The organism is Campylobacter concisus (genome assembly GCF_003048835.2).
In the GTDB taxonomy this organism is placed as follows: Bacteria; Campylobacterota; Campylobacteria; order Campylobacterales; family Campylobacteraceae; genus Campylobacter_A; species Campylobacter_A concisus_D.
The window spans coordinates 820,419-842,804 of sequence record NZ_CP060705.1; the positions used below are offsets into that span (position 1 = coordinate 820,419).

The window sequence follows — 22,386 nt, forward strand, 5'->3', positions numbered from 1 at the left end:
GTGTTCGAACAAATTAGCGAGTCTTTTAGATTAGCCGTTAGTAAGATACGTTTTGTAGATGACGAGAAAGCTCTAAAAAACGCACTTGACGTGCTTAAAAAAGCTCTTTTAAAAGCTGATGTTCACCATAAAGTCACCAAAGATCTACTCGCGTCTATCGAAAGCGAACTAAAGCAAACTGGCGTTGGCCAAAAGAATTTCCTAGATGCGATTAAGTCAAATTTAACGACTATCTTAACAGCACCTGGCAACCAAGGCTTTGTCTATGCGCCAGTTGCACCGACTATCGTTTTGATGGCTGGTTTGCAAGGTAGTGGCAAAACAACAACAACTATCAAGCTTGCAAACTATCTAAAACTAAGAAAGAAAAAAGTTTTAGTTGCGGCCTGCGACTTGCAAAGATTAGCGGCGGTTGAGCAGCTAAGACAGCTCTGCGTTGCAAACGAGATCGATCTTTTTTATATAGAAAATGAAAACAACCCTATAAAAGTAGCAAAAGAGGCACTAGAAAAGGCAAAAAGTGGCCTTTATGATGTACTTTTGGTGGATACTGCTGGCCGTCTTGCGATCGATGAAAAGTTGATGCAAGAGATAAAAGATGTAAAAAATGCGATAAATCCACATGAAATTTTCTATGTGGCTGACGCCATGAGTGGTCAAGACGCCGTAAAGACAGCTACAAGTTTTAATGAAATTTTAGGAATTTCTGGAGTTATTCTTTCTAAATTTGACTCTGACTCAAAGGGTGGCGTAGCTATTAGTATCGCTAAACAGCTAAATATCCCACTAAGATTTGTTGGTACTGGTGAGAAAGTAGCTGATATCGAGAGCTTTATACCAGACCGCATCGTAAGTCGTATAATGGGCGAGGGTGACTTAGCCACTTTGGTTGAGAAAACATCGACTATTATAGATGAGAAAGAGGCAAAACGCCTAAATCAAAAGATAAAAAAAGGCCAGTTTAATTTTAATGACTTTTTAGATCAAATGGAAAGCGTTAAAAAGCTTGGTAGTATGAAATCTTTGATGGGGATGATACCTGGACTTTCAGGACTTGCAAATCAGATAAAAGATATAGATCTTGATAATTCAAAAGAAATTTTGCATATTAAGGCTATGATAAATTCTATGACGCAAAAAGAGCGTGAAAATCCAGACCTTTTAAACAATAGCAGAAAAAGGCGTTTAGCAGCTGGCTCTGGACTATCTCAAGTAGAGGTAAATCGCTTTTTAAAGCAGTTTGAAAATGCCTCAAAGCTTGCTAAGAAATTTTCAGGAAAAGGCGGAGCAAAAGGACTTGCAAATATGCTTTCTCAAGTAAATTTAAAAAGACCTGTTTGATAAAAGGGTTTAAATTTGGATATTTGTTATCTAAATTTAAGCTTTATTTAAAAACAAGAGGAGAATATAATATGGCAACAGTAGTAAGACTAACAAGAATGGGACGTAAAAAAAGACCTTTTTATCGTATAGTTGTTACAGATAGCAGAAAAAGACGCGATAGCGGTTGGATAGAGAGCATTGGTTATTACAACCCTATGGTTGAGCCAAATGTTATAAATTTCAACAAAGAGAGATTGGATTACTGGAAAAGCGTCGGTGCTAAACTTAGCGACAGAGTTGCGCAAATTACAAAATAATGGTTGAAAATTTTTTATACGAATACGCCAAGCTGATAGCTGATTTTCCTGAAAAGGTAACTATTGAGCGTCAAGAGCTTGGTGAAAATTTTGTCGAGATCATTATAAGTGCCGATAAGGTTGATACCGGAAAGCTTATCGGTAAAGACGGCAAAATGATAAATGCCATAAAGACCGTTATTATCGGCTGTAAAGCCAAAGACAATACAAGTTATAGAGTAACGGTAAAAGCTATTGAATAGTGATATTGTTGAAGTCGCTACCATCGGGAGATGTGTTGGTTTAAAGGGCTATTTAAAGCTTCACAACAAGAGCGACTTCCCAGAACAATTTAAAAAAGGCGCAATCTTTTTTGATAAAAACAATGATCAGCTCATCATAAAAGACTATAATAGGCAAAAAGAGCTGGTTTTGTTTGAAAATTTTGATGACTTAGACCTTGCCAAAACACTCGTAAATAGAACTATCTACACTACAAAAGAGCTCACTAGAAAAAACTGCAAGTTAAAAAAAGATGAATTTTTTCAGTTTGATATTATTGGATTAAAAGTTGTAGAAAATGGTGAAATTTTGGGCATTGTAGAAGATATCCAAGATAATTTTGCAAATTCACTTTTATACATAAAAACAGACGAAGAGCTTATCGTAGACGGCAAACCAAAGAATTTCTACATTCCATATTTGGAGCATTTTATCGAAACTGTAAATTTGGAAAGCGGAGAGATTTTGGTAAAAGGCGCTAGAGATATCTTAGAAAATTCATGAAATTTACATTTATTACACTTTTTGAAAATTTAGTCAAACCTTACTTTTGTGATTCTATTTTAAAACGTGCGATTAGTAATAAATTTATAGAAATTGATTTTATAAATCCAAGAAATTTTACCAACGATAAGCATAATAAAGTTGATGATTACATGATCGGAGGCGGAGCAGGGCTTTTGATGTTTCCACAGCCTTTGGATGAGTCGATCAAATTTGTAAAAGAAAAAGATAAAAATGTTCACGTGATCTTTTTGACACCAGCTGGTAAAAAATTTAACCAAAATGACGCAAAAAGACTTTCCAAAAAAGATCATGTTTGCTTTGTTTGCAGCAGATATGAAGGTCTTGATGAGAGAGTTGTTGAGCTTTGGGCGGACGAAGTTTTTTGCATAGGTGATTTTATTTTAACTGGCGGAGAGCTTCCAGCGCTTTGTATGAGTGACGCGATATCAAGAAACGTGCCTGGTGTTTTAGGAAACGACATGAGCCTTGAAGTAGAGAGCTTTGAGGACAATCTACTTGAAGCTCCATCTTTTACAAAACCTGATAATTTTAAATCTATCTTTGTGGTTTCAGAGTTTTTAAAGGGTAATCATGCTAAAATCCACAATTTAAAAAACAAGATGGCTCACTGCAAAACAAGGTACTTTCGCCCTGATTTATATCAAAAGCTAAAGCCACATAAATAAGGAAAAACATGAGAAATAAATACATTGAAGCGTTTGAAAATGCTCAAATTGCTGGTAAGAATATCCCTGACTTCCGTGCAGGTGATACATTGCGTGTGGCTACTCGTATTCATGAGGGCGACAAAACAAGAATTCAAAATTTTGAAGGCATTTGTATAGCTAGACGTGGTAGCGGTACTGGCGAAACATTTATTATCAGAAAAATCGGTGCTAATAGTGTTGGTGTTGAGAGAATTTTCCCAATATTTAGCGACTCTATAGAAGAGATAAAGGTTCTTAGAAAAGGTCGTGTTAGAAGAGCTAAACTATTCTATCTACGCGAACTACGCGGTAAAGCAGCTAAGATCCGCGAACTTAGAAAATAAAACTTTTTCCCTGAAATTTTTCAGGGATTCTCTTCTCTAAACCATTTTAAAATAATTTTTATATTACTCCATATTTATACTTCATTAATCACTCTTTGCTAGAATTTTACCTCAAATTTTACTTTTAAGGAATGGAAATGAAAAAGATTTTGATTTCACTTGCAGCTATTGCATCTTTGGCTATGGCAGCAATCAATCTAAACACAGCTACTAAAGAGGAGCTTATGAGCCTTGATGGCATTGGCAGTGCGAAAGCAGATGCGATCATTGAGTATAGAAAAGCAAATAAATTTAACTCAATCGACGATCTCAAAAATGTAAATGGCATCGGCGATAAAACTTTTGATAACCTAAAGGGTGAAATTTCTACTACTGGCAAGAGCGAAGTAAGCGAAAAAGCAAAAGCTAGTAAGAAGAAAATGGATGAGGCAAAAGACGAGATGAAAGAAAAAATTTCTGATAAAAAAGATAAATTTAAAAAGAAAGCTTCTAAAAGTAAAGAAGAGCTAACTTCTAACAAAGAAGGTGAAACTAGCATAAGTGAAAAAGCAAAAGATGAAAAAGATAAAGTTGTTGATAAAGTAAAAGAAAAGAAAGAAAAAGCCGCTTCAAAAGCTAAATCTAAAAAAGAAAAACTTAAAGAGAAACTAGAGAAATAAAATATTTTAAACCTGCTTGTTTTTACAAGTAGGTTTTATAAAATCATATATTTTTTGTTTTAATTGTAATTGACAAAAAAATATTACAACTTTCTTCAAATTTTATTGATCCGATAATTTGCTTAATTTTCATCTTCAGCCAAGGTGTTTTGCTAATTTGTGTCAAAATACTTGCCATCTAGCTTTACCAACTAAAAATTTGTACGGAATTGCTCCAAAAAAACGACTATCAAAAGAGTGATTACGGTTGTCGCCAACCATGAAAAACGTATCTTTTTCTAACTTCCATATAAAAGCATTTTGACAATCTTGAGTATCAAAATTTGATTTAGATGAAGGTATTTCTGAAGTATCTGCGTCATTAAGAGTTTCTTTTAACTCTTTTTGATACTCATGTTCTAAGGTATTAAATATTATTACACTATCTTCATCATAGTGTATGCCCGCAAATTGTTCTTTATACGGATCAAAAATAAATTCTTTATCTTGCGGACGTTTTAAATAAAGACCATCGCAAGCGAACCGAACCTCGTCACCGCCAACAGCAAAGACGCGTTTCATAAGGTGAGTTTTTGGACTTAGTGGATTTCTAAAAATTATCACTTCTCCACGCTCTGGACGAGCAGTAGAATCTAATATGTGCCCATTATCGGCTTTTGATGATATAAGAGGTGTCTGCGAGAAAGGGCTATATGGGTTTAATATACCGTAGTCAAAAAGAGTTGCAACTATAACCGAATCAATCTTATATGTTGGTTCCATTGAGCTTGTTGGAACAAAGTATATCCTTAAGAAAAACACTTGTGTTACAATAAATACTACAATGATACTAAGTGTAAATTTTATAAAAAAAATTTTCATAAAGAGAGCATCCTTTATCTACTAAGCTGGATGCAATTGTATAGTATTTTTTTGGTTTTGACCTTAATATATCAAGACGATCGGATATAGCAGGTTTTTTTCTTGACATATAATAATGTTTTTTGTATAATCTCAATTCTTTTTTAAATAATCATGTCTTGCTAGCTCAGTCGGTAGAGCATCTCACTTTTAATGAGGGGGCCGTTGGTTCGAATCCAACGCAGGACACCATTTTTTGGGTTTATGACCCTTTCGTCTAGTGGCTCAGGACTCTACTTTCTCTGTGTAGGAACAGAGGTTCAAATCCTCTAAGGGTCGCCAGATATTTTAAATTTTAGGTCGCTTAGCTCAGTTGGTAGAGCGCCACCCTTACAAGGTGGATGTCATAAGTTCGAGTCTTATAGCGACCACCATTACTTTAGGTGCAGCGGTAGTTCAGTTGGTTAGAATGCCGCCCTGTCACGGCGGAGGTCGCGGGTTCGAGCCCCGTCCGCTGCGCCATCTACTTTAAATTTTTCATATCCATTTTTATTTTTTTGTTTTTTTAAATTTAATGCAAAATTTTTATAAAAATATTCTATTAAATAATATGTAAAATAATACATAAAATATTGTCTTTAAAACAGATTGAATATATTTTCTCTATTAAAATTTTTTACTTTTATAGCTAAAATAACGATGAGAGCCTAATTTGCCTCGCGTTTTTAAATAAAAATATTTAAATTTTTAAACCTACTTATCAAACTCTACTTTTTTATTTAATGTAAATTTCAATTATCTTTCATATAGTCATTAGCGAACTAAAATAGCAATTTGTCTTTGTCTAAGGCATATTTTAAAATTTAAAGTCAAAATTTGTTTTATCACGAAATATACATATAAATTTTATGCCTATATGGGATAAATTTATCCTACCAAATGGCTAATATCAACCTCAAGAGCTTAAATTTTGGTGTAAATTCTATTTTTTCTCAAAAGTGATTACCGGCAAAGAAAAAATATGGTTTTTATCTTTTGATTATCAAAATATCAATATAATCGTAAAAATTTATAAAAGGATAATTATGGCACTTGAAAATGTATTAAGAGCGATTGAGGATATAAAAAATGGGAAAATGGTCGTTATGGTCGATGATGAGGACCGCGAAAATGAGGGCGATCTAGTCTTTTCGGCAGCTAGTAGCGACATGCAAAAGGTAAATTTTGCTATCACTCATGCAAAGGGCGTGCTCTGTCTCGCGATGGACGAGGCAAACGCTAAAAGGCTTGATCTGCCGCTAATGGTAGCTAAAAACACTTCAAGCCATGAGACAGCTTTTACGGTTACGATCGACGCAAAAGACGCAACAACGGGCGTTAGCGCATATGAGCGCGATATGACGATCAGGCTTGCAGCAGAGGCCAGCTCAAAGCCTGAGGACTTTGTGCGCCCAGGACACATTTTCCCACTCATCGCAAAAAATGGCGGCGTGCTAGTTCGCACAGGCCACACCGAGGGCTCAGTCGATCTTTGCAAGCTTGCTGGCGTTAGCCCGATGGCTTCGATATGTGAGATCGTAAAAGAAGATGGCACAATGGCAAGGCGCGACTATCTAGAGGAGTTTTGCAAGAAATTTGGGCTAAATATGATCAGCGTTTCCGATCTGGTTGAGTATAGGCTAAGTCATGAAAGCCTCATAAGAGTTGGCGAAAAAAGTGACGTCAAGATCGCAGACTGCGCGGCTATAAGATACGATATCACCGATCACAAAGGCAAAATCCACTCAGCCTATCTTTTTGGCGAGCCAAAGAGCAAGGCAAATGTCAAATTTCAAAAGATCCTTGCCGATCACGAGCTTTTAAGCAGTCCAAAATACGAAGAGCTTTTAAAAACTATCAAATTTCTAAGCCAAAATGGTGGAATTTTGATCTTTTTAGATAGCGACAACTCAAACACAAGCAAAGACTACGGCATCGGAGCGCAAATTTTAAATCACTTTGGCGTAAAGGATATCGAGCTTCTAAGCTCAAATAAAAATAAAGAATTTGTAAGCTTAGCCGGTTTTGGACTAAATATAGTCGGTTATAAGGAAATTTAAAGGAGATAAAATGAGCGAAGAGGCACAACGCAGAGCCTTACAAAATCAAATTTGGAGCATCGCAAATGAAGTAAGGGGTGCTGTTGATGGATGGGACTTTAAGCAGTATGTCCTCGGAACTTTGTTTTATAGATTTATCAGTGAAAATTTTACCGACTACATAGAGGCCGGGGATGATAGCATCGACTACGCTAGCATGGGTGACGATGAGATAGATGACGAGCAAAAAAGGGTCATTATAGAAGAAAAGGGCTACTTCATCTATCCTAGCCAGCTTTTTAAAAATGTCGTAAAAAATGCCTCAAGTAATGCAAATTTAAATACCGATCTGGATCAAATTTTTAAAAGTATCGAGGGTTCAGCCGCAGGGTTTGAGTCAGAGCAAGACATCAAAGGACTTTTTGCTGACTTTGATACGACAAGCAACAGGCTTGGCAATAGCGTCGCAGATAAAAACAGAAGGCTTGCTGCTGTTTTAAACGGAGTTGCTGGGCTTGATTTTGGTGACTTTAAAGATAACCACATCGATCTTTTTGGCGATGCTTATGAGTTTCTCATCTCAAACTACGCTGCAAATGCCGGCAAGTCAGGCGGCGAGTTTTTCACTCCGCAAAATGTCTCAAAGCTCATCTCTGAGCTAGCCATGCACGGACAAGAAAGTGTAAATAAAATTTACGATCCAGCTTGTGGCTCTGGTTCGCTACTTTTGCAAGCTAAAAAGAGATTTGACAAGCATGAGGTAGAGCAGGGCTTTTTCGGACAAGAGATCAATCACACGACATTTAACCTTGCTCGCATGAATATGTTTTTACACAACATAAACTACTCTAAATTTCACATCGAGCTTGGCGATACGCTTTTAGACCCAAAGCTTCAGGACGACAAGCCGTTTGACGCCATCGTCTCAAATCCTCCTTACTCTATAAACTGGATCGGCAGCGATGACCCCACACTTATAAATGATGCTAGGTTTGCTCCAGCTGGCGTGCTAGCGCCTAAAAGCAAGGCAGACTTTGCCTTTATCATGCATGCTCTTAGCTACCTCTCTGCAAAGGGGCGAGCCGCTATCGTTAGCTTTCCTGGCATTTTTTATAGAGGCGGCGCAGAAAAGAAGATACGTGAGTATCTAGTAAAAGAAAATTTCGTAGAAACCATCATCGCCCTAGCGCCAAATCTCTTCTACGGCACATCGATCGCTGTAAATATCCTTGTGCTCTCAAAGCACAAAAGTGAAAACAAAACGCAGTTTATAGACGCTAGTGAGTTTTTTGAAAAAAGAACAAACAATAACGTTTTAACAAATGAGCACATTAAAAAGATAGTAGAAATTTTTGCCAGTAAAGAAGAGATCGCTCACGTAGCTACATCGGTGGATAATGACACTATCGCCAAAAATGACTACAACCTAGCAGTTAGCTCCTACGTCGAGCCAAAAGATACACGTGAGAAGATAGATATAAATGAGCTAAATTTACAGATAAAAGAGACCGTGGCTAAGATATCAAATTTACGCTCGCAGATAGATGATATCATCGCGCAGATAGAGCTGGACGGCGAGAGATGAGTAAAATTTTTGATCTGATAAATGAGCTTTGCCCTGATGGTGAGCAAAGGGGCAAGCAGGACATCAACTGCTTGATGTCCGTCCCTTTGCGAGTGAGTGGAGCATATTGCGTAGCAATGCGAACGATGGCTCCGAAATTTCACTCGCGAAGCCGAGCAAAATTTTAAAAGGCTTGAAATGAGTAAAATTTTTGATCTGATAAATGAACTTTGCCCTGATGGGGTTGAATTTAAAGAGCTTGGAGAGATTGCGGATATTGTTAGAGGTCAAAGGGTTACAAAAGCGGAACTGCAAAATGATGGCAAATATCCTGTTGTAAGTGGAGGTATAAAGCCGCTTGGATTTTTGAATAAATTTAATCGTGAAGCTAATACAATAACTGTTGCGCAATATGGAACTGCTGGATATATCAATTTTATTGAGGAAAAATTTTGGGCTAATGATGTTTGTTATTGTATTTTTCCGAAAAAAGAAATATCTAATAAATTTTTATTGTATTGCTTGATGAAAAATCAAGAATTCATATATTCATTAAGGACAAATGCAATTCCAGCTCATTTGCCACAAAAATTATTGAGTGAGATTAAACTCCCTGTACCTCCGATGGAAGTGCAGCGTGAAATAGTCCGTATCTTGGACTCTTTCACGCTTCTTACAGCAGAGCTTACAGCAGAGCTTACAGCAGAGCTTACAGCTAGGAAAAAGCAGTATGAATTTTATCGCGACTTTCTTTTAAGCTTTGACGAGCTTGATAAAAATGGAGGGTGTGAGCTAAAAACGCTTGGAGAAATTTGCGAGCTGATACGTGGCAATGGGTTGCAAAAGAAGGACTTTGTGGAGCGTGGAGTTCCTGCGATACATTACGGTCAAATTTATACGTATTATGGAACGTTTGCTAGCAAGACTAAATCTTTTGTTTCGGTTGATACGGCAAGAAGGTTAAAAAAAGCGACAAAGGGTGACGTTCTTATTTCTGGAGTTAGTGAAAATATACAAGATATTCTTAAGCCTCTTGGTTGGTTAGGTGAAGAAGTTGCCATATCTGGCGATATGTTTGCTTTGCGTCCAAATAAGGTCGTCAATACGAAATTTTTAACATATATGTTGCAAACTAATAGCTTTTATAAATTTAAAGAAAAGCACGCTCAAGGGGCAAAAGTAACTCGTGTTAAGTCAGATAGATTTTTAAAATTTAAAATCCCCGCCCCATCACTTCAAACACAGCAAAAGGTCGTTGAGATATTAGATAAATTTGATACGCTTGTAAATTCTATAACTGAGGGTTTGCCACGAGAGATAGAGCTAAGGCGCAAGCAGTATGAGTATTACAGAGAGCTACTTTTAAATTTCAAACCAAAAATGAGAGCATAAAGGCGTAAAAATGATAGAGAGTAAAACCATACTTGAGTCAGAAAATTTCATCGTTTTAGATAAATATGAGAGATTGCCTCAGTCTTCAAGCTACCAAAGCGAAGCGGATATGGAGCGTGAGCTTATAGATGATCTTGCAAAACAAGGCTATGAGTATAAAAAAGATATAAACTCTCAAACGGAACTTTTACGAAATTTAAAAGAGCAGCTAGAGAGGCTAAATAACGTTAAATTTAGCCCCTCAGAGTGGAAAAGGCTAGTTGAAGAGTATATCGACAAGCCAAACGATGGCATAATAGAAAAGACCCGCAAGATACAAGATGATCATATATATGATTTTACTTTTGAAGATGGGCATATACAAAATATCTGCCTTATCGATAAAAAAGATATCGCTAAAAACAGCTTGCAGGTGATAAATCAGTTTGAGCAAACTGGCTCATCGCACAACAGATATGATGTCACTATACTTGTTAATGGCTTGCCGCTTGTGCAAATAGAGCTTAAAAAGCGAGGCGTGGCGATAAGAGAAGCCTTTAATCAAATTCACCGCTACTCCAAAGAGAGCTTTAACTCATCAAATTCGCTCTTTAAATACTTGCAAATTTTTATCATCTCAAATGGCACAGATACAAGATACTTTGCAAATACAACCAAACGAGATAAAACCAGCTTTGACTTTACTATAAACTGGGCAAATTCAAAAAACGAAGCCATAAAAGATATAAAGGACTTTACAGCTACATTTTTGGCGAAAAATACACTTCTTAGCATACTGAGCAAATACTGCATCTTTGACACAAATAATACCTTGCTTATAATGCGTCCTTATCAGATAGCGGCGACTGAGCGCATACTTTGGAAGATAAATAGCTCGCATAATGCTAAATGCTACTCAAAGCCAGAAGGTGGCGGCTTTATATGGCATACGACAGGATCTGGCAAGACGCTAACTAGCTTTAAGGCAGCTAGGCTTGCTACACAGCTTGAATTTATAGATAAAGTCTTTTTTGTGGTGGATAGAAAAGACCTTGACTATCAGACTATGAAGGAGTATCAAAAATTTTCAAAAGATAGCGTAAATGGCTCAGCTAGCTCAGCAGAGCTAAAGCGAAATACTCAAAAAGATGACGGAAAGATCATCGTAACAACCATACAAAAGCTAAACAATCTGATGAAGAGCGAAGATGATCTAAGCATATATCAAAAAGAGGTTGTTTTTATATTTGACGAGTGCCACAGGTCTCAGTTTGGCGAAGCGCAGAAAAATTTAAAGAAGAAATTTAAGAAATTTTATCAGTTTGGCTTTACCGGAACGCCGATATTTCCTCAAAATGCCATCGGAGCAGAGACTACGCAAAGTGTCTTTGGAAGCTCGCTTCATGAATATGTAATAGTCGATGCCATAAGAGATGAGAAGGTGCTTAAATTTAAGGTTGATTATAACAATGTCGTGCCTAAATTTAAGAGTATAGAGACAGAAAAAGACGAGCTAAAGCTAAGTGCAGCTGAGAATAAAAGTGCATTTTTGCACCCTGAGCGTATCAAAGAAATTTCAGAGTATGTGCTAGAGAAATTTCATCAAAAAACTCACCGTTTAAACGCAAGTGGCAAGGGCTTTAACGCTATGTTTGCAGTAAGCTCGGTAGATGCAGCGAAGCTTTATTATGAAGCGTTTAAAAATTTACAAAGCAACAAAGAGCGAGCTTTAAAGATAGCGACAATATTTTCTTTTTCACAAAACGAAGAGCAAGATATGGTTGGCGAGATAGCTGATGAGGGCTTTGAGCCAGAGTCGATGGACGTTAGCTCAAAAGAGTTTTTAAACAGCGCGATAAAAGACTACAATGCCTACTTTAAGACAAACTTTAGCGTTGATGGTGGGTCGTTTCAAGACTACTACCGAGATCTAAGCGAGCGCACAAAGAAGCAAGAGATCGATCTGCTCCTAGTTGTGGGTATGTTCTTAACTGGATTTGACGCGCCTTGTCTAAACACGCTTTTTGTGGATAAAAATTTACGCTATCACGGGCTCATACAAGCATACTCTAGGACAAATAGAATTTATGGTGCTACAAAAACTTTTGGCAATATCGTAACATTTAGAGACCTAGAAAAAGCGACAGAAGATGCTATAACTCTTTTTGGTAAAGGCAGCACCAAAAGCGTCATACTCGAAAAAAGCTATAAAGAGTATATGGATGGCTTTACAGATGCGGTATCTGGAGAGGCAAGAAGGGGCTTTGTAGATATAGTAAGCGAGCTAGAGGCAAAATTCCCTGATCCTACTAAGATAGAGACGCAAAAGGATAAGAAAGAATTTGTAAAGCTTTTTGGAGAGTATCTAAGGGTGGAAAATGCTTTGCAAAACTACGATGAATTTGTTGCTCTAAGGGCTTTGCAAGAGGTAAATTTAGACGATGAAAAAGCAGTTTGTGAGTTTAGGGATAAATTTGGCTTAAGTGATGAACAAATCAAAGAGATGCAAAGCATAAAAGTGCCAAATGCAAGGGCTTTGCAAGACTACCGCGGAACGTATAATGATATAAGAGAGTGGCTAAGAAAAGAAAAGGCTGGCGAAGAGAAGGAAAAAGAGAGGATAAACTGGGATGATGTGGTATTTGAGGTTGATCTACTAAAGTCTCAGGAGATAAATTTAGACTATATTTTGGGTTTGATATTTGAGCATAATAAAAAGATAAAAGATAAAGCAGCCCTTACTGATGAGGTGCGTCGCATCATCCGCTCGAGCTTGGAAAACCGCTCAAAAGAGGGGTTGATAGTTGATTTTATAAACCAAAGCGACTTGGATAAATTTAAAGACCGAGCTAGCGTGATAGAAGAGTTTTTTAAATTTGCAAAAGGTGTGATGAAAAAAGAGGCGGACGAGCTTATCACTTCTTTAAATTTAGATGAGGCTGGAGCAAGAAGGTTTATAAGTTCGTCTTTAAAGAGTGGCTTTGTAAGTCAGAGCGGAACGCAAATAGGCGAGATACTGCCTAAGATCAGCCCTTTAAATAAAAACTATCCAATAATCAGACAAAAAGTTATCGACGAGATATCGCATTTTGTTGATAAATTTAAAGAGGTTGGCTCATCGGTTTAAGAGGCGCTTTTAAGCAAAATTTATAGTTTTGCATTTGGCTTATTTATGCTTTGCTTCGTGCTCTAGTAGCCAAATTTTAGTTGGCAAGCCTTCGCCGCCTGAGTAGCCACCAAGCCCGCTGTGAGAGAGCACTCTGTGGCAAGGGATGATGATAGGCAGTGGGTTTTTGGCATTTGCAGAGCCTGCTGCTCGGTAAGCGTTCTTGTGACCTGCAGCAAGTGCTAGAGCTGCGTAGGTGGTCGTTTCGCCGTATGGCACTTTTTGTAAAACGTCATAAATTTTGGCTCTAAATTTGGTTGTTTTTATATCAAGTCTAACGCTAAATTTTTTAAGTTCGCCCTTAAAATAAGCCTCAAGTTCATCTAAACAAAGCTTTAAATTTTCATCTTTTACCGCAACTTTTTCAAATTTATCTACAAAATTTATCTCGCAAATTCCATTTTCACTAGCAACGATCTCTAAAATTCCAATGGGTGATTTTAGGTAGGCTTTTGACACATTTACTCCTTGAAATTTGAAATTTTGGGCAAATTTTACTTTAGATTGTTTTGCTTTTTGATAAAATGCAAGCAAAATCAGCGATTTTAGACTAAAAACGAGCAAAATCACAAAGGAAATTTATGAGCTTTTTTACCGACTACGAAAAACACGTGAGTGAGCGAGAAAAAGAGGGCGTGCCACCGCTTGCGCTAAACGCCAAGCAAACAAGTGAAATTTGCGAGCTTATAAAACTTGCTGGCAGCTCTAGTGGCGATGAGAAGGTGCAAAACGAGCTAAAATTTCTTATAAATTTGCTCACAAATCGCGTAAATCCTGGCGTTGATGACGCGGCAAAGATAAAGGCAGAATTTCTTGGCGAGGTGATAGAAGGTCTTAAGATAGACGGACTTGATGCGGTTCGTGCCATTAAAATCTTAGGCAAGATGCTTGGCGGATATAATGTAGAAATTTTAGTGCGAGCGCTAAAAAATAGCAATGATGTTATCGCGCGTGCTGCGGCAAATGAGCTAAAAAACATCATTTTGGTGCATGAGCATTTTGACGAGATCGCAAAGTTAGCAAGCAGTAATAAATTTGCAAAAGAGGTGCTTGTTTCTTGGGCGAATGCCGAGTGGTTTATGCATAAAAAGCCACTTGATGAGTGCATAAAGGCAGTGGTTTTTAAGGTGCCTGGCGAGACAAATACAGATGATCTAAGCCCTGCTAGTGAGGCCTATACAAGGGCTGACATACCGCTTCACGCAAAGGCTATGCTCGTTAAAAAGATGCCTGAAGGTTTAGAAATCCTAAAAGAGCTAAAAAGTCGCGGTAAGAGCGTGGCGTATGTTGGTGACGTGGTTGGCACTGGCAGCAGCAGAAAGAGCGGTATAAACTCTATCCAGTGGCACCTTGGCGATGAGATAGAGGGCGTGCCAAACAAAAAAACCGGTGGCATCGTGATCGGCACGACCATAGCTCCGATATTTTTTAACACCGCTGAAGATAGCGGCGCACTACCGATAGTTGCAAACGTAAATGAGCTAGAAATGGGCGATGAGATAGAAATTTGGCCATTTAAAGGCGAAATTTACAAGCTTGCAGGCAATGAAAAGAAGCTCGTGGCAAATTTTAAACTAAGCCCAAACACCCTAAGCGACGAGATAAGAGCAGGCGGCAGGATACCGCTGATGATAGGTAGGCAGGTCACCAAAAAAGCTAGGGAGGTCTTGGGGCTTGACGAGGAGCAGATATTCATAAAGCCAGATCAGCCAAAAGAGCTGGGCGGTGGCTATACGCTGGCTCAAAAGATGGTCGGCAAGGCTTGTGGCGTGGACGGCGTGAGAGCTGGGGCCTACGTAGAGCCTGAAATTTTGACCGTTGGCTCGCAAGACACCACTGGGCCCATGACTAGAGATGAGATAAAAGAGCTTGCTAGCCTTAGTTTTGGGGCGGACTTTGTCTTGCAAAGCTTTTGCCACACGGCTGCTTATCCAAAGCCAAGCGACCTTGTGATGCACGAGAGCCTGCCAAAATTTATAAATTTACGTGGTGGCGTGAGCCTAAAACCAGGTGATGGCGTCATCCACTCGTGGCTAAACCGCATGGTCTTGCCTGACACGGTTGGCACGGGTGGCGATAGTCATACGAGATTTCCTATTGGCATTAGTTTTCCAGCAGGCAGCGGCCTAGTGGCGTTTGCGGCAGTGCTTGGAATGATGCCGCTAAATATGCCAGAGTCAGTTTTGATCAAATTTAAAGGCGAGCTAAAAGAGGGCGTGACGCTTAGAGATCTAGTCAATGCGATACCATATTTTGCTATCAAAAAAGGGCTTTTAAGCGTTGAGAAAAAGAATAAAAAGAACATTTTTGCGGGTAAAATTTTAGAGATAGAAGGGCTTGAGAGCCTAAAAGTGGAGCAGGCATTTGAACTAAGTGACGCTTCGGCTGAGCGCTCGGCGGCTGCTTGCGTGGTAAATTTAAGCGTTGAAAGCGTCGCGGAGTATGTTCGCTCAAACGTTGCGCTAATAGAGGCAATGATAAAAGCAGGCTATGAGAGCCATGAAACGCTTGCTAGGCGAAAAGAGAAGATGCAAAAATGGCTAGAAAAACCAACTCTCTTAAGAGCCGACAAGGACGCAAGCTACGCTGAAATTTTGGAGATTGATTTGTCGCAGATAGATGAGCCGATCCTCGCCTGTCCAAACGACCCAGACGACGTGGCGACGCTAAGTGAAATTTTAGCTGATAGCAAAAGAGCGCATAATATCGACGAGGTCTTCGTGGGTAGCTGTATGACAAATATCGGCCATTATAGGGCGCTAGCTAGAATTTTGGAGCGTGAGAGCAAGCTTACTACTAGGCTTTGGATCGCACCGCCAACAAAAATGGATAAAAAGACGCTCGAAGATGAGGGCGTTTATGAGATATTTAAGAGGCTAAATGCTAGGACTGAGGTGCCAGGCTGCTCGCTTTGCATGGGTAATCAAGCAAGGGTGAACGATAACGCCGTCGTTTTTTCGACCTCGACTAGAAATTTTGACAACAGAATGGGCATGGGCGCAAAGGTCTATCTAGGAAGTGCCGAGATAGCCGCTGTATGCGCACTGTTAGGGCGTTTGCCAAGCGTTAGTGAGTATAAAAAGATAGTAAGAGATAGTCTTAGTTTAAACAAAGATCAAATTTATAAATACCTAAATTTTAATGAAATAAGCGAGTTTAGTATATAAATTTGTTACAATATCGCGAAATTTTAAGGAGCTTTGATGAAAAAAGTAGCTTTTTTTCTCTTTTTTAGCAGTTTTCTTTTTGTAAATTTACACGCATTAGAGTGCAGTGACCTTGCTAAAAAAGAGATCTTTAAAACTACTCCAAACGAGCTTGCTTACGCGAATGAGTGGTTATTTTATTGTGATGGCTCGCTTTTAAATTTAAAAGAGGTAAAAGAGCTTTTTGATGCGAGTGTGGCTGTTAGAAGCGAGTCTCAAAGTTGCGTTGGAGAGGGCGTTTATAGAGAAAATTTAAATAAATTTAGATGGATATTGCTAAAAGCTTCATTTGCCCCTGATATCTATCAAAAAGAGCTTGCAAAGCCAGAGATAGCTGAGGCTCAAAAAGATGCTCAGATGGAGTATTTTAGGTACTGGGCGAATGAGAGCTTGTTTAACTTCTTAAAATATAAAAAATTCAGCGAAGCCTATAAAAACGCTCAAACTCCGCTAGTTAAATTTTACGAGGCTTTGGGCGTTGATAGTGCAAGTGCCGCTTACTACGCAACTAGCGTGATAAATGAGTTTTTAAGCTTTAGTGTCGGCAAAAAGGTAAATAAGGCTAAGGCTCTAACTTCTGAGCAAAAGATGATGGCTCAAAAGCTAAGCCAAGACGAGCTTGCAAATTTACTCTACTCAAAAAATTTCACCACCGCAGAGCTTACAAATTTACTTGATATCGCACTGCTAAATGACAAAAGTAGCGATATGATAGAAGAGATCATAAGGCGTGGGGCGGATCTAAATTTAGGCGATGAGACGCCGCTCTTTTTTGCTCTTAGAAATTTAGAAAATGTAAAAATTTTGCTTAAAAATAGAGCCGATGTGAATCACAAAAATTTCTTTGGTAAAAGTGCGCTTTTTTACGCTGTGCAGTTTGAGGATGCGCCTCTTTGCGAGCTTTTGCTAAAGAGTGGGGCAAATGCGAACGAGAGCTATATCGACGAGCAGTCTAAGATGAATATGATAAATTTAGGCATGATGCAAGTAGAGGATACGTGCGGCCTAGAGCATACAAACAGAAGCGTTTTTATGCATGCAGCGGCTCACGCGACGCCAGAAATTTTAAAGCTTTTGATAGATAGCGGCGCTGATATAAACGCGACTGACGATGCTGGATTTAACGCGCTTGATTATGCGATTAAAGATAAAAACGAAAAAAATATTAAATTTTTAGAAGAGCTTGGTTTAAAGCCAAATTTTAATTAGGAAGAGATATGAAAAAGACAGCTTTTGTGACAGGTGCAACATCTGGATTTGGCGAGGCGATCGCTAGAAGACTTTCAAAAGAGGGCTACAAGATAGTCGCTCTTGCAAGGCGCGAAGATAGACTAAAAAAGCTTGCAAGTGAGCTTGGCAATACGCACATCATCGTAGCTGACATACGCGATAAAAAGGCTGTTTTTGACGCAGTTGATAGCCTGCCTGATAAATTTAAAGACATCGAAGTGCTTGTAAATAACGCTGGACTTGCCTTGGGACAAGAAAAGACGATAGATGTGAAGGTTGAGGACTTTGAGACGATGATAGATACAAACGTAAAGGGTCTTATCTACTCTACAAAGGCCGTTTTGCCGCTACTTTATAAGCAAGAAAAGGGCTATATCTTTAACCTAGGCTCGACAGCTGGCTCGTGGCCATATCCTGGTAGCAACGTTTATGGCGCTACAAAGGCCTTTGTAAAGCAGTTTAGTCTAAATTTAAGAAACGATCTAGTTGGCACTAATATCAGGGTGACAAACATCGAGCCAGGGCTTTGCAAGACTGAATTTAGCGAGGTTAGATTTAAGGGCGATAAGGCAAAGGCTGATAGCATTTATGAAAATACAAATTTCATCACGTCTGAGGATATAGCGACCATTTTGCTTAACTGCCTAAATATGCCTGAGAGCGTAAATATAAATAGGGTCGAAGTCATGGCAAATACGCAGACTTGGGCTGGACTTGCGATAGAAAAATTTTAAGGAGTTTATGTGAGACAAATTTTATTATTACTATTTTTTAGTGTCGCGCTTTTTGGAGTTGATCCAGAAGTCGCCAAAAGAAACGCACAAATTTACGGCGTATTCACGCTTATACCGCCTGTTGTGGCAATAGCGCTTGCTTTTATCACAAAAGATGTCATCTTGTCGCTATTTATCGGTGTTTTTAGCGGAACTTTTCTTATAAATATCGTTAATGAAAATGTATTTATGGGCATCATCAAAGGCTTTACAGGCATCGTTTCAAGAGTGGTTGAGTCGATGGCTGATAGCACTGATGCAGGCATCTTGCTTCAAGTGCTTTGTATAGGTGGCGTGGTCGCACTTATTACAAAGATGGGCGGCACAAAGGCGGTTGCTCTTTGGCTTAGCAAAAAGGCAAAAACTGGCGTCTCAGCTCAAATTTCAACTTGGCTTATGGGTATCTTTGTATTTTTCGATGACTATGCAAACGCCCTAATCGTTGGTCCTATCATGAGGCCAATAAGCGATAAATTTAAAATAAGCCGCGAAAAGCTAGCCTTCATCATCGACGCTACTGCAGCACCGATCGCTGGTATCGCTATCATCTCTACATGGGTCGGACTTGAGGTTTCGCTCATCGAAAAGGGCTACGAGCTTATCGGCGAGACTGGCATAAACGCTTATTCTATATTTATCGAGACCATTCCATATAGATTTTACAACCTCTTTATCTTATTTTTCATCGTCTGCACAGCCTTGATGCAGCGTGAGTACGGACCTATGCTAGCAGCTGAAAGACGCGCTAGAAAGGGTGAGCTTCACTCTGGTAAAACTCAAATTCAAGACCTTGAAGATAAGACTCTTGAGCCAAAAGAGGGCGTAAAACTAAGCGCTTCAAATGCTATCGTGCCGCTTCTTGTACTAGTTATCGGCGCATTTACTAGCTTTTATTTTAGCGGTCTTGCTGCACTTGAGGGCGATACTCTTAAAAATGCACTTGCAAATCCACTTTCGTTTTCAACATTTAAAGATACTTTTGGTGCAGCAGACTCTGCTACATCGCTATTTCAAGCAGCATTGCTTGCTAGCATAGTAGCTATCGTCATGGGCGTTTGGCGCAAAATTTTTGATGTAAAAGAGGCTATTAGCACATGGGTAAAGGGCTGGAAAACTATGATCATCACAGTTGTTATCTTGCTTCTTGCTTGGAGCCTTAGTGCGGTTATCAAAGAGCTTGGCACTTCAAGATATTTAGTCGATCTATTAAGTGACTCAACGCCTAAATTTATCCTGCCAGTGGCTGTTTTCATCCTTGGCTCATTTATCAGCTTCTCAACTGGCACCAGCTATGGCACGATGGGCATTTTGATGCCTCTAGCTATCCCGCTAGCTTACGCAGTCGGCAAAAACTACGGCTTAGATGGTGACGCGATGCACGCTTATATGATCGTAAATATCTCAAGCGTTCTAACGGGTGCTATCTTTGGTGATCACTGCTCGCCGATCTCAGATACTACGATACTTTCATCAATGGGTGCAGGATGCAGCCACATCGATCACGTCTCAACACAGATGATCTATGCACTTAGCGTTTGCGCGGTTTGTGTGCTTGTTGGCTACTTACCTGTCGCACTTGGTCTTAGCGTTTGGATCGCACTTCCTTGCGGATTTTTAGCGATCTGGGCTTTGGTTAGATTTGTAGGCAAAAAAGTCGAAGAGAAAGCGGTTTAAATTTGGACTGCAAATACCTAAAAGAGTGCGGATCATGCACTCTTTTTACCCCTTATAGTGAGCAAATTTCATTTAAAACTGATCTTATCAAGCAAAATTTCTCCCCATTTTATGATGGCAAATTTGATGTTTTTAGCTCAAGTCCAAAGCACTACCGCACGAGGGCTGAGTTTGGTATCTGGCACGATGGTAGCAAGCTTAGCTACACGATGCACGCAAGCGAGAAGGGCAAAAGGGTCTTTATAGATGAGTGTCCAAAGGTTTGCGAGCAAATTTCACATCTCATGCCAAGGCTACTTGAAAATTTACAAAATGATGAAATTTTACGCACAAAGCTCTTTGGAGTGGAGTTTATCGCCTGTAAAAGTGGCACTTTAGTCACGCTTCTTTATCATAAAAGGCTTGATAGTGAGTTTGAGGCAGCGATGAAAATTCTAGCTAGCAAGCTTGATGTGATGATCTTAGCTAGATCTCGCGGTCAAAAGCTGCTAAGTGGCGAGCTAAATTTAGTTGATGAGCTAAATGTCGATGGGCAAATTTATAAATTTAGCCTAAGTGAAAATGCCTTTATCCAGCCAAATAAAGCGGTAAATGAGAAGATGATAGCTTGGGCAAAAGAGTGCGTGCAAGGTGGCGCTGACCTGCTGGAGCTTTACTGCGGACATGGAAATTTTACTATCCCGCTTTCGTTTAAATTTAAAAATGTCCTTGCCACTGAAATTTCAAAAAGCTCGATCGCAAATGCCCTTAAAAACTGCGAGCTAAATGGGGCAGAAAATATCAAATTTTTGCGTATGGACGCTGATGAGCTGATGAGCGCATTTGCTGGCGTTAGGGAATTTAACAGGCTAAAAGAGATAAATTTAAGCGACTTTAACTTCTCGCACGTCCTTGTCGATCCGCCTCGCGCTGGACTTAGTGAAAGCGTCATAAATTTCATTAGAAATTTCAAAAACATCATCTACATCTCGTGCAACCCAGAGACGCTAAAAGAAAATTTAAATGAGCTTACTAAAAGCCATAAAATGATAAAATTTGCGCTCTTTGATCAGTTTGCCAACACTCATCACATCGAGTGTGGCGTGCTACTAGAGGCAAAAGATAAATTTTAAAAGGAAAGTTGAAAATGGTTTCATTAAACAAAATAATCCAAGCAAAGATAACGATCGGTCACTTTGTAAATAAAACTCCGTTTGCGCTAAGTGCAAAACTTAGTAAAATTTTGGGCGCAAATGTCTATTTGAAAGAGGAAAATTTACAGCGAACCGGAGCTTACAAGATAAGAGGCGCTTACAATAAAATAGCTAGCCTAAGTGATGAGGAGCGAAAACGTGGCGTCGTGGCTGCAAGCGCTGGCAATCACGCTCAAGGCGTGGCGATAAGTGCAAAAGAATTTGGTGTGCATGCTTGCATCGTCATGCCAGAATCAACCCCACTTCTAAAGGTAGCTGGCACGAAGGATCTTGGTGCTGAAGTGATCTTAAAAGGTGATAACTTTGATGAGGCGTATGAATTTGCAGTAAATTACGCCAAAGAAAAAGATATGACCTTTGTTCATCCATTTAACGATGAGTACGTCATGGCAGGGCAGGGCACTGTGGGTCTTGAGATGCTTGATGAGATAAGCGACCTTGATATGGTTGTAGTGCCAGTTGGTGGCGGTGGCTTAGCTAGCGGTGTGGCAAGCTGTATAAAACAAGTAAATCCAAAAACTAAAGTCGTTTGCGTCGGCGCAAAGGGCGCTCCAGCGATGTTTAATAGCTACGGCGCTAAAAAGAGCATAAACTCAAAGTCAGTTCGCACAATAGCTGATGGCATCGCTGTGCGTGATGCGAGCGAGATAACACTTAAAAATATCGTTGAGTGCGTGGATGAGTTTGTGCAGGTCGATGATGAGGAGATCGCAACTGCGATTTTGTTTTTGCTAGAGACGCAAAAGATCGTAGTTGAGGGAGCTGGCGCAGCTGGCGTGGCAGCACTTATGCATGATAAGATCAAATTTAAAAAAGGCGCAAAGATAGGTGTGGTGCTAAGTGGCGGAAATATCGATGTTCAGGTGCTTTCTATCATAATTGAAAAGGGTCTTATCAAGTCTCACCGCAAGATGACCTTGCAAATCACACTTGTAGATAAGCCAGGAGCGCTCATGAGCCTAACTGATAGCTTAAAATCAGCAAATGCAAACATCGTCAAGATCGACTACGACCGCTTCTCTACTAAGCTTGACTACGGCGATGCAAGCATCACTATCACGCTTGAGACAAAGGGTCTTGAGCATCAAGAAAAGATCAAAGATACGCTTAATAAAAACGGCTTTTCTTTCACTCAACTCTTCTAAATTTACAAGCTCGCTACCTTTTAAAGTA

20 protein-coding genes and 4 tRNA genes are annotated in these 22,386 nt (G+C 39.3%); 22 read left to right on the forward strand and 2 right to left on the reverse strand.

Annotated elements, in window-relative coordinates; all coding sequences use genetic code 11:
- From ffh to CVT08_RS10410, 7 genes are all read left to right on the forward strand, one after another.
- Window positions 1-1,341, forward strand: coding sequence for a signal recognition particle protein (gene ffh, locus CVT08_RS04085; protein WP_107856304.1), 1,341 nt, complete (start codon window positions 1-3; stop codon window positions 1,339-1,341).
- A gap of 71 nt (window positions 1,342-1,412) precedes the next feature.
- Window positions 1,413-1,640 carry a 30S ribosomal protein S16 gene (rpsP, locus tag CVT08_RS04090; protein ID WP_009293992.1) on the forward strand — a complete coding sequence of 76 codons (228 nt, stop codon included), beginning with the start codon at window positions 1,413-1,415 and terminating at the stop codon, window positions 1,638-1,640.
- A complete protein-coding gene (locus tag CVT08_RS04095; protein ID WP_009293991.1) occupies window positions 1,640-1,882 on the forward strand; it encodes a KH domain-containing protein in 243 nt (80 codons plus the stop codon). Before rpsP ends, CVT08_RS04095 begins: the two co-directional genes overlap by 1 nt.
- Complete coding sequence (gene rimM / locus CVT08_RS04100) at window positions 1,875-2,405, forward strand: ribosome maturation factor RimM (protein WP_107856305.1); 531 nt, start codon at window positions 1,875-1,877, stop codon at window positions 2,403-2,405. Before CVT08_RS04095 ends, rimM begins: the two co-directional genes overlap by 8 nt.
- Window positions 2,402-3,094, forward strand: coding sequence for a tRNA (guanosine(37)-N1)-methyltransferase TrmD (gene trmD / locus CVT08_RS04105; protein ID WP_107856306.1), 693 nt, complete (start codon window positions 2,402-2,404; stop codon window positions 3,092-3,094). The genes rimM and trmD overlap by 4 nt, the downstream gene beginning before the upstream one ends.
- Window positions 3,095-3,102: 8 nt before the next feature.
- Window positions 3,103-3,459 carry a 50S ribosomal protein L19 gene (rplS, locus tag CVT08_RS04110; protein WP_002941851.1) on the forward strand — a complete coding sequence of 119 codons (357 nt, stop codon included), beginning with the start codon at window positions 3,103-3,105 and terminating at the stop codon, window positions 3,457-3,459.
- A gap of 137 nt (window positions 3,460-3,596) precedes the next feature.
- Window positions 3,597-4,118, forward strand: a complete 522-nt coding sequence (locus tag CVT08_RS10410; RefSeq protein ID WP_107856307.1) for a ComEA family DNA-binding protein — start codon at window positions 3,597-3,599, stop codon at window positions 4,116-4,118.
- A 162-nt stretch (window positions 4,119-4,280) separates the two neighbouring features.
- Here the strand turns inward: CVT08_RS10410 and lepB are convergent, their stop codons facing one another.
- A complete protein-coding gene (gene lepB, locus CVT08_RS04120; RefSeq protein WP_107856308.1) occupies window positions 4,281-4,979 on the reverse strand; it encodes a signal peptidase I in 699 nt (232 codons plus the stop codon).
- A 155-nt stretch (window positions 4,980-5,134) separates the two neighbouring features.
- Here lepB and CVT08_RS04125 point away from each other — a divergent pair.
- From CVT08_RS04125 to CVT08_RS04165, 9 genes are all read left to right on the forward strand, one after another.
- Window positions 5,135-5,210: transfer RNA gene (locus tag CVT08_RS04125), tRNA-Lys, on the forward strand.
- A gap of 14 nt (window positions 5,211-5,224) precedes the next feature.
- A tRNA-Glu gene (locus CVT08_RS04130) sits at window positions 5,225-5,300 on the forward strand.
- 16 nt (window positions 5,301-5,316) lie between these two features.
- Window positions 5,317-5,392 (forward strand) — tRNA-Val (locus CVT08_RS04135).
- 11 nt (window positions 5,393-5,403) lie between these two features.
- Window positions 5,404-5,480 (forward strand) — tRNA-Asp (locus CVT08_RS04140).
- 563 nt (window positions 5,481-6,043) lie between these two features.
- Window positions 6,044-7,057, forward strand: a complete 1,014-nt coding sequence (locus CVT08_RS04145; protein ID WP_107856915.1) for a bifunctional 3,4-dihydroxy-2-butanone 4-phosphate synthase/GTP cyclohydrolase II — start codon at window positions 6,044-6,046, stop codon at window positions 7,055-7,057.
- Between the two features lie 10 nt (window positions 7,058-7,067).
- Window positions 7,068-8,621: a type I restriction-modification system subunit M gene (locus CVT08_RS04150; protein ID WP_107856916.1), complete on the forward strand. Its 1,554-nt coding sequence runs from the start codon at window positions 7,068-7,070 to the stop codon at window positions 8,619-8,621.
- Window positions 8,618-8,788 (forward strand): hypothetical protein, encoded by a 171-nt coding sequence (locus CVT08_RS04155; RefSeq protein WP_021085054.1) that lies wholly within the window; start codon window positions 8,618-8,620, stop codon window positions 8,786-8,788. Before CVT08_RS04150 ends, CVT08_RS04155 begins: the two co-directional genes overlap by 4 nt.
- 10 nt (window positions 8,789-8,798) lie before the next feature.
- Complete coding sequence (locus CVT08_RS04160) at window positions 8,799-9,992, forward strand: restriction endonuclease subunit S (protein ID WP_107856917.1); 1,194 nt, start codon at window positions 8,799-8,801, stop codon at window positions 9,990-9,992.
- Between the two features lie 10 nt (window positions 9,993-10,002).
- Window positions 10,003-13,098, forward strand: a complete 3,096-nt coding sequence (locus CVT08_RS04165; protein WP_107856918.1) for a type I restriction endonuclease subunit R — start codon at window positions 10,003-10,005, stop codon at window positions 13,096-13,098.
- A gap of 39 nt (window positions 13,099-13,137) precedes the next feature.
- Here CVT08_RS04165 and CVT08_RS04170 read toward each other — a convergent pair whose 3' ends face one another.
- Window positions 13,138-13,596 (reverse strand): methylated-DNA--[protein]-cysteine S-methyltransferase, encoded by a 459-nt coding sequence (locus tag CVT08_RS04170; RefSeq protein WP_021089298.1) that lies wholly within the window; start codon window positions 13,594-13,596, stop codon window positions 13,138-13,140.
- A 122-nt stretch (window positions 13,597-13,718) separates the two neighbouring features.
- Here CVT08_RS04170 and CVT08_RS04175 point away from each other — a divergent pair, with 122 nt between their 5' ends.
- The 6 genes from CVT08_RS04175 to ilvA are packed head-to-tail and all read left to right on the forward strand — an operon-like array spanning window position 13,719 to window position 22,358.
- The gene (locus CVT08_RS04175) at window positions 13,719-16,304 is read left to right on the forward strand and encodes a bifunctional aconitate hydratase 2/2-methylisocitrate dehydratase (RefSeq protein WP_107856919.1); all 2,586 of its coding nucleotides are present in this window, start codon (window positions 13,719-13,721) and stop codon (window positions 16,302-16,304) included.
- A 36-nt stretch (window positions 16,305-16,340) separates the two neighbouring features.
- On the forward strand, window positions 16,341-17,552 hold the full coding sequence (locus CVT08_RS04180) for an ankyrin repeat domain-containing protein (protein WP_107856920.1): 1,212 nt from the start codon (window positions 16,341-16,343) through the stop codon (window positions 17,550-17,552).
- Window positions 17,553-17,560: 8 nt separating this feature from the next.
- Window positions 17,561-18,307 carry an SDR family NAD(P)-dependent oxidoreductase gene (locus CVT08_RS04185; RefSeq protein WP_107856921.1) on the forward strand — a complete coding sequence of 249 codons (747 nt, stop codon included), beginning with the start codon at window positions 17,561-17,563 and terminating at the stop codon, window positions 18,305-18,307.
- 9 nt (window positions 18,308-18,316) lie between these two features.
- On the forward strand, window positions 18,317-20,020 hold the full coding sequence (locus tag CVT08_RS04190; protein WP_103558210.1) for a Na+/H+ antiporter NhaC family protein: 1,704 nt from the start codon (window positions 18,317-18,319) through the stop codon (window positions 20,018-20,020).
- A 2-nt stretch (window positions 20,021-20,022) separates the two neighbouring features.
- Window positions 20,023-21,132, forward strand: coding sequence for a tRNA (uridine(54)-C5)-methyltransferase TrmA (gene trmA, locus CVT08_RS04195; protein ID WP_107856922.1), 1,110 nt, complete (start codon window positions 20,023-20,025; stop codon window positions 21,130-21,132).
- Window positions 21,133-21,146: 14 nt separating this feature from the next.
- On the forward strand, window positions 21,147-22,358 hold the full coding sequence (ilvA, locus tag CVT08_RS04200) for a threonine ammonia-lyase (RefSeq protein WP_002942811.1): 1,212 nt from the start codon (window positions 21,147-21,149) through the stop codon (window positions 22,356-22,358).
- Window positions 22,359-22,386: the final 28 nt, after the last annotated feature.